We start from the raw sequence: 18,489 nt of genomic DNA on the forward strand, positions 1-18,489 counted from the left end.
TGGGGTTACAGGGTCTTGGCCAGGAAATCGGCGGTGCGTTGCTGGCGCGGGTGTTCAAACAGCGCGTCCGGCGTGCCCTGCTCGATCACCCGGCCCTGGTCCATCATCACCACGTGGTCGGCCACGCGGCGGGCGAAGCCCAGTTCGTGGGTGACGATCACCAGCGTGGTGCCGGAACTGGCCAGTTCCTCGATCACGCTCAGCACCTCCGACACCAGCTCCGGGTCCAGCGCCGAGGTCGGCTCGTCGAACAGCAGTACCTTCGGCTGCAGGGCCAGCGCGCGGGCGATGGCCACACGCTGCTGCTGGCCGCCAGACAGCTGGCGCGGGAAGGCATCGGCCTTGTCGGCCAGCCCCACCCGCTCCAGCAGGGTGCGTGCCTGCTGCTCGGCCTGGGCGCGCGAAATGCCGCGCACCGCGATGGGCGCTTCGATGATGTTCTCCAGTGCGGTCATGTGCGGGAACAGGTTGAAGCCCTGGAACACCATGCCGACTTCCGCGCGGCGACGGCGGATCTCACCTTCCGGCAGCTCGTACAGGGTGTCGCCGTCGCGGCGGTAACCGATCAGCTGGCCGCCCACGGTGACGAAGCCGCTGTCAGCACGCTCCAGGTGATTGATCAGCCGCAGCAGCGTGGACTTGCCCGCACCGGACGGACCAATCAGTACGGTCACGCTGCCGGCCCTCAGTTCCAGATGCACGTCATCAAGCACCGTCTGCTCGCCGAAGGCCTTGCCCACTCCCTGCAGGGACACAGCCGCGCCCGTTCCGGCCTCGATCGGCACGGCAAATGCCGCGCGGCTGGGCACGCGTGCAGCGGTCGCCGCCGCCCGCGGAGCTGCAGACGATACCCGCGACACGTTGCGCTCATGCTGCAGCTGGCCGCGGGCAAAGCGCTGCTCCACCCGCCGTTGCAGCAGCGACAGCACCGTCAGGATCACCAGGTACCAGACCGTGGCCACCATCAGCAGCGGCACCACCTCCAGGTTGCGCCGGTAGATCACTTGCACGGTGTAGAACAGCTCCGGCAACGCCAGCACGTAGACCACCGAGGTGCTCTTGGCCAGGCCGATCACATCATTGAACGCTGCAGGCAGGATCGAACGCATCGCCTGCGGCAGGATGATGCGGCGCACCTGGCGCCCACGCGGCAGGCCCAACGCTGCGGCCGCCTCGTACTGGCCGTGGTCGACCGACAGGATGCCACCACGGATCACCTCGGCCGAGAACGCCGCCTGGTTCAAGGTGAGGCCGAGCACGGCGGCAGTGAACACGCCGATCAGCTGCGTGGTCGGGTACGAGAACAGGCTGATGCCGGTGAAGGGAACGCCCAGTTCGATGGTGCTGTACAGGTAGCCCAGGTTGTTCAGCAGCAGCAACAGCACCAGCAGCGGAATCGAACGAAACAGCCACACGTAGCCCCACGACACTGCCGACAACAGCGGTGAACCGGAGACCCGGGCCAAGGCCAGCAAGGTGCCCAGCGCGAAGCCGAGGCCGGTACCGAGTGCGGTCAGCAGCAGCGTTCGCCCCAACCCTTCCAGTACCGGCCGGGCAAAGAACCACTCGGCGAACGTGCCCCAGCCCCAGCGCGGATTGCCCAGCACCGACTGCAGGCCGATCAGGATCAGCGCGAGTGCCAACACCGTGCCGATCACCTGCAACGGATGCCGCGCCGGCACGATCTTCAGCGCCGTGGCCGGCTGGCGGACAATGCCCTCGATGGCAGTGGAAGGCGTACTCATGCCGCCGCTCCATGCAGTGCGAGGGCGGCTGCGTCGCCCGCCTGTGGCTGTGGCACCAGGTGTTTTTCGAACGGCAGATGCGCGATGGTTTCCGGGTCCGCATGCAGATCGAACAACGCGGTGTAGCCGTGGCTGAGGTACAGGCCGACCGCCTCGGGCTGGCGGAAGCCGGTGGTCAGGAACACGCGCCGATAGCCCTGCCGTGCAGCCTGGTCTTCCAGTTCCTGCAGCACGCGCCGGGCGATGCCCTGCCGACGCAGGCCAGGCAGCGTCCAGATGCGTTTGAACTCGGCGGTGTCCTCATCGCGATGCGGCATGAACGCGCCGCCGGAAATCGCCACGCCGTCGCGCAGCAGCAGCACGAATGCACCGACCGGGGCAGCGAAGGCTTCGGCCGGATAGCGCTGCAGTTCCTCGCGCGCACTGCCACCGATACGCCGGCGCACGTCCGCATAGCGGTGGTCGTACTCCTGCTCCAGGCCATCGAACAACGGGCGCGCCAGCGGGTCGTCCACCGAGGTGTACAGGAACCGATCGTTGTCGTACCGCACGCTCATGCCACGTCCTCCACCAGATAGTGCTCGGCCAGACGCGCCCACAGGCTGGCCGCCGGGGCGATGGCCGCGTCGTTGAACACATAGCGCGGGCTGTGCAGCGGTGCGCTGTCGCCGTTGCCGACGAACACGAAACTGCCCGGCCGCGCCTGCAGCAGGAAGGCGAAGTCCTCGCTGGCGGTACGCGGCGCGAAGGCCTCCACCACCTGCCCTGCACCGAACCCCTGTATCGCCACCTCGCGGATGTAGGCTGTCTGCTCGGGGTGGTTGATCACGCTGGGGAAGCCACGCGGGAATTCGATCTCGGCACGCGCACCGAAGGCAGCGGCGGTCTGCTCGGCAATGTCGGTGACCCGCCGGCGCAGCGTATCGCGCACCTCCGGCAGGTAGGCGCGCACGGTCAGCTTCAGCTCCACCACATCGGGGATGACATTGGCCGCCTTCCCACCATGGATCGAACCGACGGTGACCACGCCCATCTGCCGCGGATCGACGTTGCGCGACACCACGCTCTGCAGCGCGGTAATGATGTGCGCGGCAGCCAGGATCGGATCGACGCTGCCCTGCGGCTCGGCGCCGTGGCCGCCCTTGCCGATCACCCGCAGACGCGCCCAGTCCACCGAGGCCATCGCCGGTCCGTCGACGAAGCCGAAGTGCCCCACCGGCACGCCCGGCCAGTTGTGCAGGCCATAGATGGCATCGACCGGGAAGCGTTCGAACAGGCCATCGGCGATCATCTTCGAAGCACCCGAGCCGGTTTCCTCGGCCGGCTGGAACACCAGCTGCAAGGTGCCATCGAAACGCCCGTGGTGCGCAAGGTAGTGGGCAGCCGAGAGCAGGATGGCGGTGTGTCCATCGTGGCCGCAGGCGTGCATCAGGCCTTCGCGCTGGCTGGCATAGGCCAGCCCGGATTCTTCATGGATCGGCAGCGCATCGATGTCGGCGCGCAGACCCAACCGGCGACGGCCCTGCCCGCGCTGCAGCGTACCGACCACGCCGGTGCCACCGATGCCGGTGCTGACCGCGTAGCCCCATTGCTGCAGCAGCTCGGCCACGCGGGCGCTGGTGCGGTGCTCTTCGAAGGCCAGTTCCGGGTGCTGGTGCAGGTCGTGGCGGATCGCGATGGCCTGTTCGGCACGTGCCGCGATCTCGGGCAACACACCCGCCACAGGCTCGCGCCGGGCTTCCGGGACCAGTAGCGCCGGGCCATGCCCGGCGGGGGTCCCATCCAACAACGGCCGATGCAGGACATTCATCGCCTTATCCCACCTTCCGCGCCGGCTCGGCGTCGGTGCTGTAACGGCTTGCCTTGCGTGGCAGGCCCAGGTGGTCGCGCAGGGTCTGTCCTTCCAGCGCACTGCGGTGGTAACCGCGTGCTTCCAGCAGGGGCAGCACCAGCGTTACGAAATCATCCAGGCCTTCGCGCTGCGCGGCGAAGCCGAGGATGAAGCCATCGCTGGCGCCGGCGTCGAACCAGCGGATCAGTTCGTCGGCCACATGTTCCGGCGTGCCGATGAAGTTCGGCCGCGGGCTCACCGCCTGCAGTGCCACCTGGCGCAGGCTCAGGCCCTGCTCGCGCGCGTCCTGCTTGATGCGGTCGGTGGTGGAGCGGAAGGAATTGGCGCCGATGTCACCCAGCTCCGGGAACGGTGCATCCGGGTCGTACTGGCTGAAATCATGGTGGTCGAAGAAGCGGCCGAGATACGCCAGGGCATCGTCCAGCCCGGCCAGCGCGGCAATCGCCTGGTACTTGGCCTCGGCGTCTTCCGCCGTACGGCCAACGATCGGGCCGATGCCCGGGAAGATCTTGACGTCACCGGCGCTGCGGCCATGGGCGATCGCCGAGTTCTTCACCTTTTGGGTAAACGCGCGGGTCTCCTCCAGCGACGGCGCGTGGGTGAATACTGCATCGGCGTACTTGCCGGCCAGCGCAATGCCATCGTCCGACGATCCGGCCTGGAAGATCACCGGCTGCCCCTGCGGCGAGCGCTGGATGTTGAGCGGGCCTTCCACCTGGAAGAAGCGGCCCTTGTGGTCGAGGCGGCGGAACTTCTCCGGCGCGAAGAACGTGCCGCTGTCGCGGTCACGCACGAACGCATCGTCATCCCACGAATCCCACAGGCCCTGCACCACCTCCAGGTACTCATCGGCAATCTGGTAACGCAGCGCGTGTTCCGGATGCGGACGCCCGTAGTTTCGTCCCGAGCCTTCCAGCGGCGAGGTCACCACGTTCCACCCTGCACGGCCACCGCTGAGCAGATCCAGCGAGGCGAACTGGCGCGCCACGGTGAACGGATCGCTGTACGAGGTGGAGAGCGTGCCGGCCAAGCCGATCTTCTTCGTCGCCGTCGCCAGCGCCGACAGCAGCGAGATCGGCTCGAAGCGGTTGAGGAAATGCGGGATCGACTTCTCGTTGATGTACAGCCCGTCGGCAACGAAGCCGAAGGCAATGCCGTTGTCCTCGGCGGTACGCGCGATGTCGATGTAGTAGCCCAGGTTGACGCTGGCATCGGGCACGTTGGACGGGTGCTTCCACGCATGCATGTGGCTGCCGGGGCCCTGCAGCATGATGCCGAAGGGGATGGGACGCGGGGTCGTGCTCATGGAGTGGCTCCAGCAGTCAGGCCACCGCCGCGCGGGGCGCGGGCGACAGCAGTTCAAGGGACGTCAGGCGTGCGTCGAGGTCGGCCACCGGCGCGTCGAGGATGAATTCACCGACGCCGAAGCGGCGGTGCAGCGCATCCAGCTCGCTGCGTACATGCTGCCCATCGCCAGAGAGCACGCTGGGGCGTGTCTCTTCGATGCGGAAATCAGCAACCCCCACCTGCCGCGCGTATTCGGCAGCGGCCTCGGGACTGGGCAGGTTCACCGTCTGCCCTGGGGCCAGGTGCAGCTTGTAGACACGCAACGCGCCAATGTGGCGGGCGGCGGCCTCGCTGGTGGGCGCGGCGAAGGCCACAGTCGCCAGCAGCGGTGCATGCGCGGACACCGCGCGATAAGCCTCGAAGGCGGCCTCGATGTGCTTCGGGTCGCCATCGAAGTGCGCGGCATACACGAAGCGCCAGCCAAGTTCCGCAGCCTGCCGCGCGCTCTGCGGGCTTGCACCCAGCAGGAAGCGCTCCGGCGCCGTCTGCGGAATCGGCCGCGCCTGCGCATCAGCCTGCGTATCAGACAGATATCCTTCCAGGTCGCGCAGCTGCTGGTCGAAATCGGCGAATGCCGGGCGACCGGCGGCCAGTGCGGCAGTCGATGCCGGCAGACCACCCRGCGCCTTGCCCACGCCAAGATCCACGCGTCCGGGCGCAAGGGCGGCCAGCAGATTGAAATTCTCGGCCACCTTGTAGGGGGCGTAGTGGCGCAGCATCACCCCGCCACTGCCGATGCGGATGCGCCGGGTCTGCGCCAGCACCCACGCCGCCAGCACTTCCGGTGCCGGGCTGGCCAGCGTCGGCGCGGCATGGTGTTCGGCAAACCAGTAGCGGTGGTAACCCAGTTGCTCGGCGCGCTGCGCCAGTTGCAGGCTGTTGCGCAGCGCCTGTTCGGGCGTGCTGCCGTCGGCCACCGGGCTCTTGTCCAACACGCTGGTGAGGTAGCTCATCGTCACGTCCTCGCTCAGGGATGGGCCACGGGAATGCCGAGCAGGCCATTCAGTGCCGCCAGGATCGGCTCGGCACCGGAGATGTACTGGCGCTGCTGGTACTCACCACTGGCGTGCTCGTTGACCACCCCCTGCGGCAGCACCAGCTTCGGCAGCGACTGGTCCTGCTCACCGATCTCGGCGATCACCTCGCGGCGCGGCCGGCTGAAGCCGATGCGGCGCACATCCAGCTGTGCGTCCAGGCCCTCGATGCTCGACAGCGCACCTTCCAGCAGCAGGCTGTGCCGGCAGAAGAAGCGTTGGCCGGGCAGCTGGCCGTCCTCGAACTCGCGGTCCAGCAGGAACAGGATGGGTTTGTGGGTTGCGTCTACAGCCACGGGATCGTCCTCGTAGGGGCCGGCAATACACTGCCGCTTCGATATCGATGCTAGAGAAGGACGGCCCGATGCCAGCGCCGGAACTCGACAATCCACGGTCGGATCCGGCCATGCAGATGCAGGTTGGCAATAAGCAGACTGCCGGCCGTTATGGGCACGGGCGGCATCACGCCGCTTGCGCAGGTGCGCGCCAGCCCAGCGCCGGCGCGATGTCCTCGATCACCGTGCTGAGGATGCGCCGGTAGTCCTGCTCGGGCAGCTCATAGGGCAGTTCCACCCGCAGCTCGTCCACCTGCTGCAGTAGCGGATCGGCCTGCAACCGCGCGATGATCTGCGCCGTGCTGCCGACCACGTCGGGTGCGAACATCGTGCGTCGCGGTCCCTGCGGCGCCAACGTACGCGCATGCCGCTGCGCATTGAAGGCCTCGATCCGCTGCCGCGTGGCCGCATCCACACCCTCGGTGGGCACCAGCACCCGCCCCACCGCCACCCGGCGCAGACTGCCCACTGGCAATGCCGCACGATAGGCCTGCAGGTGCTGCAGCTGGGCGCCAAAGAAGTCATCACTCAGCTCGGCACGGTTGACGTTGCCCAACAGCAGATGCAGCCCCTGCTCACCCGCAGAACGCGCCGACTGCAGGGAGCCAGCGCCATACCAGACCCGGTCCACCAACCCCGGCGCATGTGGCTGCAGACGCGGGCGATAGCGCGTGGCGGCGTTGCCGACTTCGGCATCGGCGGCGCCCAACGGTTCACCACGCAGCGCTTCCAGCAACCGCGCCACCCGGCCATGGGAAAAGTCGATGCGCGCAGGGTCGCTGTCGTACAGCAAAGGCCCTACCAGCTCCCCGTGCGGCGGCGCGCCAGTACTGACGCCTACCTGCAGCCGGCCACCTGCCAGCGCATCCAGCAATGACAGGTCCTCAGCCAGGCGGAACGGTGTTTCGTAGCCCAGCTGGATGACCGCACTGCCCAGTTCGATGCGCGTGGTGTGCTGGCTGGCCGCCGCCAGGAACACCGCTGCCGAGCTGATGCCTGGCTCCAGGTGCCGATGGCGCACCCACGCGCCGTCATAGCCCAGCTGTTCGGCAAACGCGATCAGCGCCAACGTCGCGTCCAGGCCTGCGCGTGGTTGTTCCGGCAGATAGCTTCCCGGCGTGAGGAACGCCAGGTGCCGCAGCTGCACCGCCACGTCCTAGGCGATCCTGCGCAGCGGCGCAGGCAGCACCGCCGCCAAGGGTGCTACATGTCCAGCAGCACGCTCGGCCGCCAGTTGGATGCGCGCCTGCAGTGCAGCGCTGTTGATCCGGTCGCCGTCGAAGTCGGCCGGCGTGGCATAAACCCCGATCGGCAGCGTATGCGCCTGCAGGAAGCTGAAGAGTGGACGCAGCTGATGGTCGATCACCAGCGCGTGGCGCTCACTTCCACCGGTAGCCGCCAGCAGCACTGGCGTATCCACCAGCGCGTCCAGCCCGATGAAGTCGATCAGGTGCTTGAACAGGCCCGGATAGGACCCGCGATACACCGGCGTGGCCGCCACCAGCAGCTGCGCCGACTCAATCGTGGCCAGCGCGCGTTCCACCTGCGGCTCCACTTCACTACGCTGCAGCGCCTGCCCCAGCGAGCGCGCGATCGGCGCCAGCTCGACCAGCTCCACGCTGATGTTGACCCGCTCGCGCAGTTCTTCCAGCAGATGCCGCACCAGCAGCAACGTGCGCGACGTCGCCGAACTGGTCGGCGACCCCACCAATGCAACCACCTTCAATGCAGAAGACATGACCCCTCCTCGGTAGCGCCGGGCCATGCCCGGCGACGTTTCACATGAACCTCAGAACCGGTAATTGACGCGCCCGTACCAGAACGTCCCGACGTTGCTCAGCACATCACCGCTGTCCCAGGTGGTCTCGATGCTGGCCACATCGGTGGCGCTGCGTGCGTACGCGGGCACTTTGCGGGTGCGCTTGTCGAACAGATTGTTGATGCCCAGCGCCGCGCTCCAGCCCGCGCCCAGCTCGACGCCACCGGACAGGTTGGTCACCAGCACCGGCGGCTGCTTGTACTCCACGCCGTTGTTCAGGCGCTTGATCGGGCCGTAGTAAGTGAAGTCCACGTTCGAACGCCAGCGCCCGTTCTGCCAACCCAGCCCCGCCACCTGCGTGTACGACGGCGTGCGGAAGCGCAGCGCGTACTCGCTCGACTTGGTCAGCAGGTTGATGTTCGGCAGCCCCTGCAACGCCTGCGGAATCGCACTCACTTTCTGGATGGTGGTGCGGCCCACGTTGGCCGCGTAGCTCCAGCGCAGCTTGCCCCACTGCGTTTCCTGGTTCGCCTCCAGGGTCAGCTCCACGCCGCGCGTGCGGGTGTCGCCCACGTTGGTGAAGTAGCTGGCATAGAACGCATCACCGGGCAGGATGCTGATGCCGGCCGTGCCCAGCAGCGCATCGATGGTGTTCTTCTGCGCGGCGGTCAGCACGGTGCCACTGTTGTCGGTCACCCGCGCCGGGTCCTGCGCGTTGTAGCCGATCTGGCTGGACTGGCCCAGCTGGCCACGGATGTCGATCTGGTACGCATCCACCGCCAGATGGAAGGCCGGACTCGGGTCCCAGGTCACGCCGAGGCTGTAGTTGGTGGCCTTCTCCGGCTTCAGTGGCGTAGCGCCCAGCGCCACTGCTGCCGGCGAAGCGACCTGCGCCACCAGCGTGGTACCGCACGGGCAGCTGCCGGTGGCCTGGTAGAACTGCGCGCCCAGGCTCGGCGCGTGGAAGCCATTGCTGACCGTGGCACGTACGCCCAGCGCATCGGTGACGTCGAAGCGCGTGGTCAACCGACCGGTCGACACCGTGCCGAAGTCCGAGTGGTCTTCCCAGCGCGCGGCGGCGTCCAGGTACCAGCGCGACGTGATGTTGGTCGCTGCACCGGCGTACACCGCCTTGCTGTTGCGGGTGGCCTTCACCGCATCGGCAGTGGAGTAGCCAACAAAGGCAGCCGCACCAAAGCCAGTGTACGACTCCCACTGCCCTGCCCCGCGTTCGTACTGTTCGTGCTGGTACTCGGCACCGGCGCTCACTTCCAGTGGCGATGCGAAGGCCGCCACCTCGAAGCCGCGACGCAGATCAAGGTTGGCGATGCCCTGCTGGTAATCCAGCTTGCCGTCATAGAAGTCGGTCGGCGAGCCCGGGTACGGCAGCGAGTAGTTCACCGAATTGCGGGTGTAGGTGCGCACCGTGTTGCGGTTGCCGGTCAGGCTGAAGTCGTAGTCCCACCCCGCAACCTGGCCCTTCACCCCAGCCGTGCCGGTGTACTGCTTCTCCTTGGTTTCCAGCACCGGCAGGAAGCCATCGGGAAACACGCTCAGCACGCCCGGCGCCTTGTAGGTGGTGAAGATCGTTGCCGGCAGGCGGAAGTTCTGGATCGCCTGCGCGGTGCGGTCGCTGGCGGTCGCATTGGCGTAGAACTGGGCGTTCTCGCCCAGGCCATGGCCCACGTTCACCGCGAAGGCCTTGAGCGCATACGACGGCGAGCTGAGGATGATGTTGGCCTCGGCATCGCGCCCGGCCTCGGCCGGGTTCGGCGTCGCTCCAGCCGGCAAGCGGTTGTTTGGACGCAGCGCCACCAGGTTGCCGTTGCCATCCACGGCGGGATAACTCAGGTAGCCGTCGATGTAGCGCCGCGTACGGATCGCATGGTGCTGGCGCGTGCTCTCGCCGGACAGGTTGATGAAGCCATCCTCACCCCACGGCAGGCCGATGTTGGAGCGCACGCTGGTGCGGCTGCCGTCGCCATCGGTGCTCTGCCCGCTCTCCACCGACACATCGCCACCGTGCGCCTGCGATTTCAGGATCACGTTGATCACTCCGGTGATCGCGTCCGAACCATAGATGGCCGAAGCACCGTCGCGCAGCACCTCCACATGGTCGATGGCCGACACCGGAATCAGCGCCAGATCGGCCCAGGCGTGGCCGGGATAGCCGCCACCGTTGGCGCCACTGACATACGCGCTGGCGTTGCGGCGCTTGCCGTTCACCAGCACCAGCGTGTAACCCGGCGACAGGTTGCGCAGCTGGTAACCGCGGATCAGGCTTTCCTGGTCGCTCTGGTAACCGCCGATCTGGCTGAGCGATGGCAGGCTGCGCTGCAGCGCTTCCAGCAGGTTGGCCTGGCCGGTAGCGGCCAGGTCCTCGGCGGAAATCACGTCGATCGGTGTCGAGCTGTTCTTCACCGTGCGCGTGCTGGTGCGTGAACCGGTCACCACCACCGCATCCAGCGTGGACGCAGCAAGGTTGGCAGAAGTAGCAGTGGCCGCCGACGGTGCATCGGCCTCAGCCGCATACGCCGGGGCAGCGGCAAGAGTGGCGGCAATCAGCAGGGAGAGCGTGGACAGCGCAGGAATGTGGGCAGCAGGCATGGGGGCTCGTGGGGGTGGGCCGGAGACACGCCTCCATTCAAGAGCCCACGCCCAACACGTAACAGCGGATATCGCGTCATGTGACCGTCACATCGCGCCAGCCACATGACCGCTGGTAATGACCTTACGCAGCCTGCACACACCGGGTCGGATCCCTTTCCAAAGGAAAGGGCTCTGACCCCATACACGCGAATCCGCAGGGTCAGAGCCCTTCCTGCGGAAAGGATCTGACCCCGGTCTCCATATACCCTGCGGGCATCACCTCATGCCCGCGCGCCACTCAGCGGCACGTGCCTGCGTCGGTAGCATCAAGCCATGCCCACCCTGTCTGCCGATCCGACCGCGCCCACCGTCGCCATCGTGGCCTGCCACGGCCAGGGCCTGTTCGAATTCGGCTGCGCGGTCGGCCTGTTCGCACCCATCCGCCCTGAACTGGGCGTGGCCTGGTACCGCACCCAGCTCTGCGCTGGCGAGCCCGGTGCACTGCGCATGCTCGGCAGCGCGCAGGTGCAACTGCCCTACGATCTGAGCGCTGTCGACGACGCCGACATCATCGTCATTCCCGGTTGGCGCGAACCCAGCGAGCGCCCGCCGCAGGCGTTGCTTGATGCCCTCACCCGCGCCCACGCGCGCGGCGCACGCATCACGTCCATCTGCTCCGGTGCATTCGTGCTCGCCTGGGCCGGTTTGCTCGATGGCCGCCAAGCCACCACCCACTGGCGCCTCACCGAAACGCTGGCGCGCGAATTTCCGCGCATCCACGTGCGCGACGATGTGCTGTACGTGGACGCCGGCAGCATCATCACCTCGGCCGGCTCGGCTACCGGCATGGACATGATGCTGCACATGGTGCGCAAGGATTACGGCGCGCGCGTGGCCAATCTGGTGGCCGAACGGCTGGTGCTGGCACCCTGGCGCGATGCCGAACGCAGCCAGCGGGTCAGCCGCGCGATCCCGCTGGGCGAGCCCACGCGGCTGGCGAAACTGATGGAATGGATGCGCCGCAACCTGCGCGAGCCGCATTCGTTGGGCAGCCTGGCCGAACAGGCCGCACTCAGCCAGCGCACCCTGCAGCGGCAGTTCCTCGAAGCCACCGGCCTGTCGCCCATCGATTGGCTCATCCGCGAACGCGTGGCCTACGCACGCGAACTGCTGGAAACCACCGACCGTCCGCTGCAATGGGTGGCCGAACAGGCGGGGTTCGGATCGCAGGAATCGTTCCGCCGGCACTTCCGCGGCATGGTCGACGCCAGCCCTATCGAATACCGCAACCAGCACCGCAGTGGCCTCAGCGCCGACCGGCTGGTGGGTTGCTGACAGCACCTCCGTCTTTCCACGCAGCCACCCAACCGGCAAGATGCAGGCACGCCCTGGCCTGCCGATGGAACGGTAATGACTGCTACCCCGTACAGGAACTACCGCTTCGGTATCGGCGTCTCGCTGGTCCTGGCCAGCCTGCTCGCCGCGCTTGGCCTGATCGCGGTCTGCACCCCGAATCTCGGCTGGGGCGTGGTGGCGTTGATCACCCTTGCGCTGTGGATCGGGGTGCCGCTGCTGGTGCTGCTCCTGCTGGCCTGGGGCCGCTACATGGTGCGCGAGCGCGGGCACGTGCCGGGCCGGGTGCATGCCCTGATGTTCGTGCCCACTGTCCTCACCCTGCTCATCTATCCGCTGGGTGATTCACTGCGCGGGCGCTTGGATACCGCCACCGGTGGCTCGCGTGCGGCCATCGCAGAAGCGCACATCAACCTCAGTGGCCATGCACTGTGGCTGGACACCTCACCCTATGCCGCCACCTACTCCGGCGCGGGACCGGACCAGCCCATGCAAGGCGACACCCCCGAGCACTTCGTTGCCTTCCACCGCTATCCGAACGCGCAATCCGATGCAGACAGCGCCTTCCCCTACGACAACGCTCGGCTGAAGCCCGGGATCGAGCGCTACCGCTATGGCGCGCCTTCCGAAGGCACTGCAAGCACCCTGCCCCTGCGTCGCCAGTCCTATCCGGATACCACAGCGCTCACCCGCGTGTGGGGCACATCGGGCGGGCCAGGCATCGTGCACCTCTACTACCACTATGCAGACCACGTCGAGGTTGCCCCCGCGCTGGCGCGTCTGGCCGGCGCTACCGAATACGAGCTCGAGCGCAGCCGCGTGGAAGGGCTGGTGCAGTTCAAGACGCACAACTACGGCGCCGCGCCGATCGTGCGCCTGGAAATCAATGGCGCGACGCTGGACATCGGCGACGACGCCATCGCGCCCATTCCTGCGCCCCCCGCCGCGTGCACGGCGTCCAACCACACCACCGGCGTCGCGCTGTTGAATTTCGACCAGCCGTTGCAGGCTCGCTGGCAGACTGCCGCCGCACCGCAGGTATGGCATCGCGCACGCGTGCAGGTTCCTGCATTCCGCCAGCCACAGCCACTGGATGGCCAATCCACCCTGCAGCGCGTGCTGCTCTATGTTCTGCCCGACGGCACGATGGCAGCAGAGCGTTACGTGGAAGTGCTCGCGGGCAATTCCCGGCGTGGCATCAAGGCCACCGGCCTGCCTGCCAATGCGGCGGCACACGCGACGTGTGGCAGCGCCTACGCCACTTACGGCGAAGACGCACCAGCGCCGCTGGCGGACTGATCATCCGGACTGTCCCTTGCAGCGTCAGACGCGTGCGCGTGCGTTGCCCGCATGTATCCGCCAGCACTGCGCCACGAATCCAACCGCAAACACCACCGCGCACCCCAGCAACGTCTGCAGGATCACCGGCGCCAACGGTGCAGGCGCAATCGGGTGCGCCACCGGCAAGCGTGTCAGCGTTTCATTCACGCCTGGCACCAGCGACAGCAGGAAGCTGAAAGACAGCGCGAACGTGGACAGATAGGGTGCCAATCGCCCAAGGAACCGCAACCGAGCCGCCAACACCCCACCGAACGCAATCAGCAGAATCACCACACCAAACGCGTGGCCAGGATTGAGGCCCCCGGTGCTGGAGACGGTGAACGAGGTCACCACCGACAGCACCAACCCCAGCAGATAGAGCTTGCCGGCGCGTGTAGCCGGATCAATGGCCCGATACCGGATGAAACCGAACAGGCCGGCAGCGATGAGAACCAGGCTGATCGCGGTGTGCACGATGCCCAAGGAAGAAAGCGGATGACTCATGGCGACCTCTGCTGGAGTTTTGAACCTACTAGTAGGTAGGCTTCATGGGCAAAAAGAAGGCCCGCTCCACGCAGGCCTTCGTCGAAACATTCAGACCGCCGGCACCAGCCGGGCAATCGACAACCGTGCGAGCGCCGCGAACGTCGCCGCATCACCAAACCCACGCGCGGCCAGCATCGCGCCGTGCACCGAGGCCATGAACGCCTTGGCCTCATCGGCAGGCGTGCCCTGCAGCCTCAGCTGCCCCTGCGCCGCACCCTTTTCCAGCGTGATCGTCAGCCAGCCGCTCAGATCCTCGAAATGCCCGCGCACTTCATCGGCAATCTCGTCGGGGATCATCGGCGCTTCGGCCGCCAGCATCGCGCAGATGCAGAACGACGAGGTGCCACCGGCAATGCAGCTGGACCAGTAATCCACGTAGGCGTTGAGCGCCAACAAAGGATCGCCCAGCTGCCGGTCCAGCAGCGCCAGGCCTTCCCGTGCCTCTGCCCGGTACAGCTCCACCACCGTCCGCACCAGATCCGCCTTGCTGGGGAAATGGTGGTGGATGCTGGCCTTGCTGATGTTCACCCGCGCGGACACGTCGGCATAGCTGAAACCGTTGTAGCCACCAGCTTCCAGCAGCGAACGGGCGTGGGCCAGGATCTCGTGGGCCTTGGGGGACAGTGACTCTTTCATGGGTGCAAACCTACTAGTAGGTAGACACCCTGTCAACCGACTCGTTCGCCGGGCATGGCCCGGCGCCTGACACGGGCTTCCCTGGTAGCGCCGGGCCATGCCCGGCGAGCGCAGCGGTCAGTGCGAAGACACATACAGCGCATCGGCCGGCGCCGGCGGCAACGCAAAACTTCGCCGCATGCGCGCCACCTCGGCCGCCGGCGGCAACCCGAACAAGCGCTTGAACTCCCGATTGAACTGCGACGGGCTGGCGTACCCCACCRCCGACGATGCCGCTTCAGCCGTCATGCCCTGCCGCAGCATCAGCAGCCGCGCCTGGTGCAGCCGCGTGGACTTCACGTACTGCATCGGCGAGGTACCGGTAATGCTGCGGAAGTGATCATGGAACGTGGCCACGCTCATCTCCGCCTGCGCTGCCAGCGCATCCACATCCAGCGCCGTCGAATAGGCCGCGTGGATATGCCGCAGCACCTTGCCGATGCGGCCGAAGCGCCCGCGCATCGCCAGCGCCTCGCGCAGCGCCCCACCCTGTGCGCCGGTCAGCACCCGGAAATACAGCTCGCGCACCAGCGAGGGCCCCAGCACGTCGGCCTCCAATGGATCGGCCAGCGCTTCCAGCAATCGCAGCACCGTGGCCTGCATCGCAGGCTGCATCGGGCTGGACATCATGCTTCTTGCCGGCGCTTCGGTGCTGGCGGTGCGCTCGCCCAGTTCCATCAGCAGATCTGCGGCCAGCTGCAGATCAAGATGCAGGTAGATCGCCAGCAGCGGCGCCTCGGCCGTGGCCTCGGTTTCCATGGTGAAGGGCACCGGCACCGACACCGCCAGGTAGTGCTGCGCGTCGTACTGGTAGACCTGCCCGCCCAGATAGCCACGCTTCACGCCCTGGCAGACGATCACGATGCCGGGGTCGTACAGCACCGGCGTGCGCGCCAAGGGACGGTTGGAGCGCAGCAGCCGCACCCCAGGCACCGCCGTCAGCGTGTAGCCCTCGTCCACGGCCAGCGCCTGCAGCAGGCCGACCATGCGCGCCTGTGCGGGATGTTGCAGCGGATCATCGGCCGACCGCATCGGGCGCCCCAGAGGAATAGGCAAGAAAGCCCGAAGCTTAGGCCTGGGCGGCCGCGCACTCAATCACTAACGTGCAACTCCCCAGCCACGAGCCCTCAGCCATGACCGAATCCCGCCTCCTCCTCATCACCGGCGTCAGCAGCGGCTTCGGCCGGGCCCTGGCCCAGCAGGCCCTGCTGGCCGGCCATCGCGTGGTCGGCACCGTGCGCAGCGAATCGGCCCGCCAGCAATTTGCAGCCCTCGCACCCGGTCGCGCCTTCGGCCGCCTGCTGGACGTCACCGACGCCGCAGCCATCGATGCACTGGTGGCCACCGTCGAAGCCGACATCGGCGCCATCGACGTGCTGGTCAACAACGCCGGCTACGGCCACGAAGGCATCCTCGAAGAATCGACGCTGGACGAACTGCGCCATCAGTTCGAAGTGAACGTGTTCGGTCCCGCCGCGCTGATCAAAGCCGTGCTGCCGCACATGCGCGCGCGCCGCCGCGGTCACATCCTCAACATCACCTCCATGGGCGGCTTCATCACCTTACCGGGCATCGCCTGGTACTGCGGCAGCAAGTTTGCGCTGGAAGGCATCAGCGAGGTGCTGGGCAAGGAAGTGGCGCCGTTCGGCATCCATGTGACCGCGATCGCGCCGGGCTCGTTCCGCACCGATTGGGCTGGCCGTTCGATGGTGCGGGCCTCGCGCAGCATCGGCGACTACGACGCGCTGTTCGACCCGATCCGCAGCGCACGCGAGGAAAAGAGCGGCCATCAGCTGGGCGACCCGATCAAGGCCGCGCAAGCCATGCTGCAGGTGATCGACACCCCCAACCCACCCACGCATCTGCTGTTGGGCAGCGACGCCCTGCACTTGGTACGCGGCAAGCTGGCTGCCATGACAGAACGCATCGATGCCTGGGAGCGCCTCAGCCGCTCCACCGACAACGCGGCGTTGCGGTAGCGCCGGGCCATGCCCGGCGAGCGAAGCGGCCACTGCAGCGCGAGACGCCGGGCATGGCCCGGCGCTACCTACGCCCCGCTGCCTCAATCGTCCTGCACCAGCTTGAACTCGCGTAGCAGCCCACCAATCTGGGTCTTGTCCAGCTTGTTCATCAGCAGGTTGCGCAGGAACGCCGGCCCCGGAATGTCCAGTTCCTTGCCATCGCGAAGACGCCCGGTCGCTGCCAGCAGCGTGCGCACGTCGTAGGTGGAATTGAACACCTCCGGCACGCCGCGCTCGATGCCCAGCAGCGTGTACACCGCTTCCATCGGCGTGCGCACCGAATACTCGGTGGTGAAGATGCAGTCGCGCTGCTTCGATTCGGCGAACTGGCCGATGAAGGCGAAGTTCACCGCGCCCTCCGGCACCACGTCCGGGCGATCACCGGCCTGGCGCGGCATGAAGAACGCGGTGATGTACGGCATCATCACCGGCACTGTCTTCGCCCCGGTCGCCGCCAGCTCGTCGATCTCCTCCACCGGCACACCCAGGTGGTACAGCCATTCGCGGGTGATCTCCTCGCCGGTGCAGTCCTGCATCGGCTTGTTCACGTAATCGCCCGGCGTATCCACGAACAGCGAATACACCCACACCACGATCTGGTCCTTCGGCTGGTTCTTGAAGTGCGGCTGGCGGTTCACCGTCCAGCTCATCAGCCAGCGCGAGTCGCGCACGCTCACGATGCCGCCGGTCACCACCTTGCCGCTGAACGGATCGCGCTTGGCAATCTTCTCGATGTACGCCGGAATGCGCGCGTCCAACGTGGTTACCGTCGCCGATTCCCACTTGGTTTCCGGTATATGCGCACCGAATACATCCGGGCGTCCGAACGCCGCATCCTTGGCCGCGATCCGCCGCCACAGGTCCCACGCCGGTGCCGGGCCTTCATTCAAGCGTGCAGCGGTGCGGTGGTCGCCGTTGTCGGAATTCTCGGTCAGCGAGCCGATCGTCATGAACACCAGATCGTCCGCGCCCAGGTCCACGCCACCGGCCTGGCCGTCCCGTGTCCAGTGGATGCGCGTGGCCTGCTTGCGGCCCTCCTGCAGGTCGAAGTCAACATCGGTCACTTCAGTGCCGTACTGGAACCGCACGCCGCGCTCCTGCAGCCACTTCACCAGCGGCAGCACCAGCGATTCGTACTGGTTGTACTTGGTGAACTTCAGCGCCGAAAAATCCGGCAGCCCGCCGATATGGTGGATGAAACGGTGCAGGTACAGCTTCATCTCCAGCGCCGAATGCCACTCCTCGAACGCGAACATCGTGCGCCAGTACAGCCAGAAATTGCTGTCGAGGAAATCGCGGCCAAGCACTTCGTTGATGCGCTTGTTCTCCATCTCCTGCCGGGTGGCCAGAAACAGCGCGATCACGTCCTTCTGCGCCTGCTCGCTCAGGGTAAACAAGCCATCGGTATGCGCATCTTCGCCGCGATTGATCGTGGCACGCTGCAGCGAATAGTTAGGGTCGTCCTTGTTCAACCAGTAGAACTCGTCCAGCACACTGGCATCGTCGATTTCCAACGACGGAATCGAGCGGAACAGATCCCACAGGCACTCGAAGTGGTCTTCCATCTCGCGGCCGCCGCGGATCACGAAACCCTTCTCCGGCACCTTCAGGCCATCCAGCGCGCCACCGGCAATCTGCTGCTGTTCCAGGATGGTGATGCGCTCGCCGGGCATGCGCCCATCGCGCACCAGGAACGCCGCACCGGCCAGCGAAGCGAGGCCCGAACCCACGAACCAGGCCGTCTTGTTGTCCACGCCCGCTGGCTTGCGCGGGCGCGCGAAGGCCTCGTAGTTGCCACTGCTGTAGTACATGCGTGTCTCCTTCCTGGATGGGGTAGCCCCCACTCTAGCGCCGAACCGATGTACCGCATCCTGCAGAGAGACTGCGACGCAGTGACGCAGGTGCTTCCCGTC

At 66.7% G+C, this 18,489-nt stretch carries 16 protein-coding genes; 3 read left to right on the forward strand and 13 right to left on the reverse strand.

The genetic code is table 11. The features are described from left to right. Window positions 1–5: 5 nt before the first annotated feature. From AC1DCU_RS12590 to AC1DCU_RS12630, 9 genes are all read right to left on the reverse strand, one after another. A complete protein-coding gene (locus AC1DCU_RS12590; RefSeq protein WP_081323698.1) occupies window positions 6–1,745 on the reverse strand; it encodes an amino acid ABC transporter permease/ATP-binding protein in 1,740 nt (579 codons plus the stop codon). Then, window positions 1,742–2,302, reverse strand: coding sequence for a GNAT family N-acetyltransferase (locus tag AC1DCU_RS12595; protein ID WP_117310215.1), 561 nt, complete (start codon window positions 2,300–2,302; stop codon window positions 1,742–1,744). The genes AC1DCU_RS12590 and AC1DCU_RS12595 overlap by 4 nt, the downstream gene beginning before the upstream one ends. Next, entirely contained in the window at window positions 2,299–3,456 is a 1,158-nt protein-coding gene (locus AC1DCU_RS12600; protein WP_442252005.1) for a M20 aminoacylase family protein, read from the reverse strand. The genes AC1DCU_RS12595 and AC1DCU_RS12600 overlap by 4 nt, the downstream gene beginning before the upstream one ends. Before the next feature lie 103 nt (window positions 3,457–3,559). Then, complete coding sequence (locus AC1DCU_RS12605) at window positions 3,560–4,903, reverse strand: LLM class flavin-dependent oxidoreductase (RefSeq protein WP_032976119.1); 1,344 nt, start codon at window positions 4,901–4,903, stop codon at window positions 3,560–3,562. Between the two features lie 16 nt (window positions 4,904–4,919). After that, on the reverse strand, window positions 4,920–5,897 hold the full coding sequence (locus tag AC1DCU_RS12610; RefSeq protein ID WP_478014180.1) for an LLM class flavin-dependent oxidoreductase: 978 nt from the start codon (window positions 5,895–5,897) through the stop codon (window positions 4,920–4,922). A 14-nt stretch (window positions 5,898–5,911) separates the two neighbouring features. Continuing rightward, complete coding sequence (locus AC1DCU_RS12615; RefSeq protein ID WP_025874933.1) at window positions 5,912–6,274, reverse strand: DUF3088 family protein; 363 nt, start codon at window positions 6,272–6,274, stop codon at window positions 5,912–5,914. 166 nt (window positions 6,275–6,440) lie between these two features. After that, window positions 6,441–7,466, reverse strand: coding sequence for an LLM class flavin-dependent oxidoreductase (locus tag AC1DCU_RS12620; protein WP_442252003.1), 1,026 nt, complete (start codon window positions 7,464–7,466; stop codon window positions 6,441–6,443). Window positions 7,467–7,469: 3 nt separating this feature from the next. Further along, entirely contained in the window at window positions 7,470–8,051 is a 582-nt protein-coding gene (gene msuE, locus AC1DCU_RS12625) for an FMN reductase (RefSeq protein WP_442252002.1), read from the reverse strand. A gap of 51 nt (window positions 8,052–8,102) precedes the next feature. Then, window positions 8,103–10,679: a TonB-dependent receptor plug domain-containing protein gene (locus AC1DCU_RS12630; protein WP_442252001.1), complete on the reverse strand. Its 2,577-nt coding sequence runs from the start codon at window positions 10,677–10,679 to the stop codon at window positions 8,103–8,105. Between the two features lie 315 nt (window positions 10,680–10,994). Between AC1DCU_RS12630 and AC1DCU_RS12635 the strand changes: the two genes are divergently transcribed. After that, entirely contained in the window at window positions 10,995–11,996 is a 1,002-nt protein-coding gene (locus AC1DCU_RS12635; RefSeq protein WP_080148995.1) for a helix-turn-helix domain-containing protein, read from the forward strand. Between the two features lie 75 nt (window positions 11,997–12,071). After that, complete coding sequence (locus AC1DCU_RS12640) at window positions 12,072–13,313, forward strand: hypothetical protein (RefSeq protein WP_442252000.1); 1,242 nt, start codon at window positions 12,072–12,074, stop codon at window positions 13,311–13,313. Between the two features lie 24 nt (window positions 13,314–13,337). Here the strand turns inward: AC1DCU_RS12640 and AC1DCU_RS12645 are convergent, their stop codons facing one another. From AC1DCU_RS12645 to AC1DCU_RS12655, 3 genes are all read right to left on the reverse strand, one after another. Further along, complete coding sequence (locus AC1DCU_RS12645) at window positions 13,338–13,838, reverse strand: hypothetical protein (RefSeq protein WP_442251999.1); 501 nt, start codon at window positions 13,836–13,838, stop codon at window positions 13,338–13,340. A gap of 90 nt (window positions 13,839–13,928) precedes the next feature. Then, a complete protein-coding gene (locus tag AC1DCU_RS12650; protein ID WP_033830933.1) occupies window positions 13,929–14,516 on the reverse strand; it encodes a TetR/AcrR family transcriptional regulator in 588 nt (195 codons plus the stop codon). 117 nt (window positions 14,517–14,633) lie between these two features. Next, window positions 14,634–15,587, reverse strand: coding sequence for an AraC family transcriptional regulator (locus tag AC1DCU_RS12655; RefSeq protein WP_478014182.1), 954 nt, complete (start codon window positions 15,585–15,587; stop codon window positions 14,634–14,636). A gap of 101 nt (window positions 15,588–15,688) precedes the next feature. Between AC1DCU_RS12655 and AC1DCU_RS12660 the strand changes: the two genes are divergently transcribed. After that, window positions 15,689–16,534, forward strand: a complete 846-nt coding sequence (locus AC1DCU_RS12660) for an oxidoreductase (RefSeq protein ID WP_223482307.1) — start codon at window positions 15,689–15,691, stop codon at window positions 16,532–16,534. An 83-nt stretch (window positions 16,535–16,617) separates the two neighbouring features. Here the strand turns inward: AC1DCU_RS12660 and AC1DCU_RS12665 are convergent, their stop codons facing one another. Next, window positions 16,618–18,387 (reverse strand): oleate hydratase, encoded by a 1,770-nt coding sequence (locus AC1DCU_RS12665; RefSeq protein WP_442252405.1) that lies wholly within the window; start codon window positions 18,385–18,387, stop codon window positions 16,618–16,620. Window positions 18,388–18,489 lie beyond the last annotated feature (102 nt).

Source organism: Stenotrophomonas sp. 10L48, assembly GCF_056395105.1.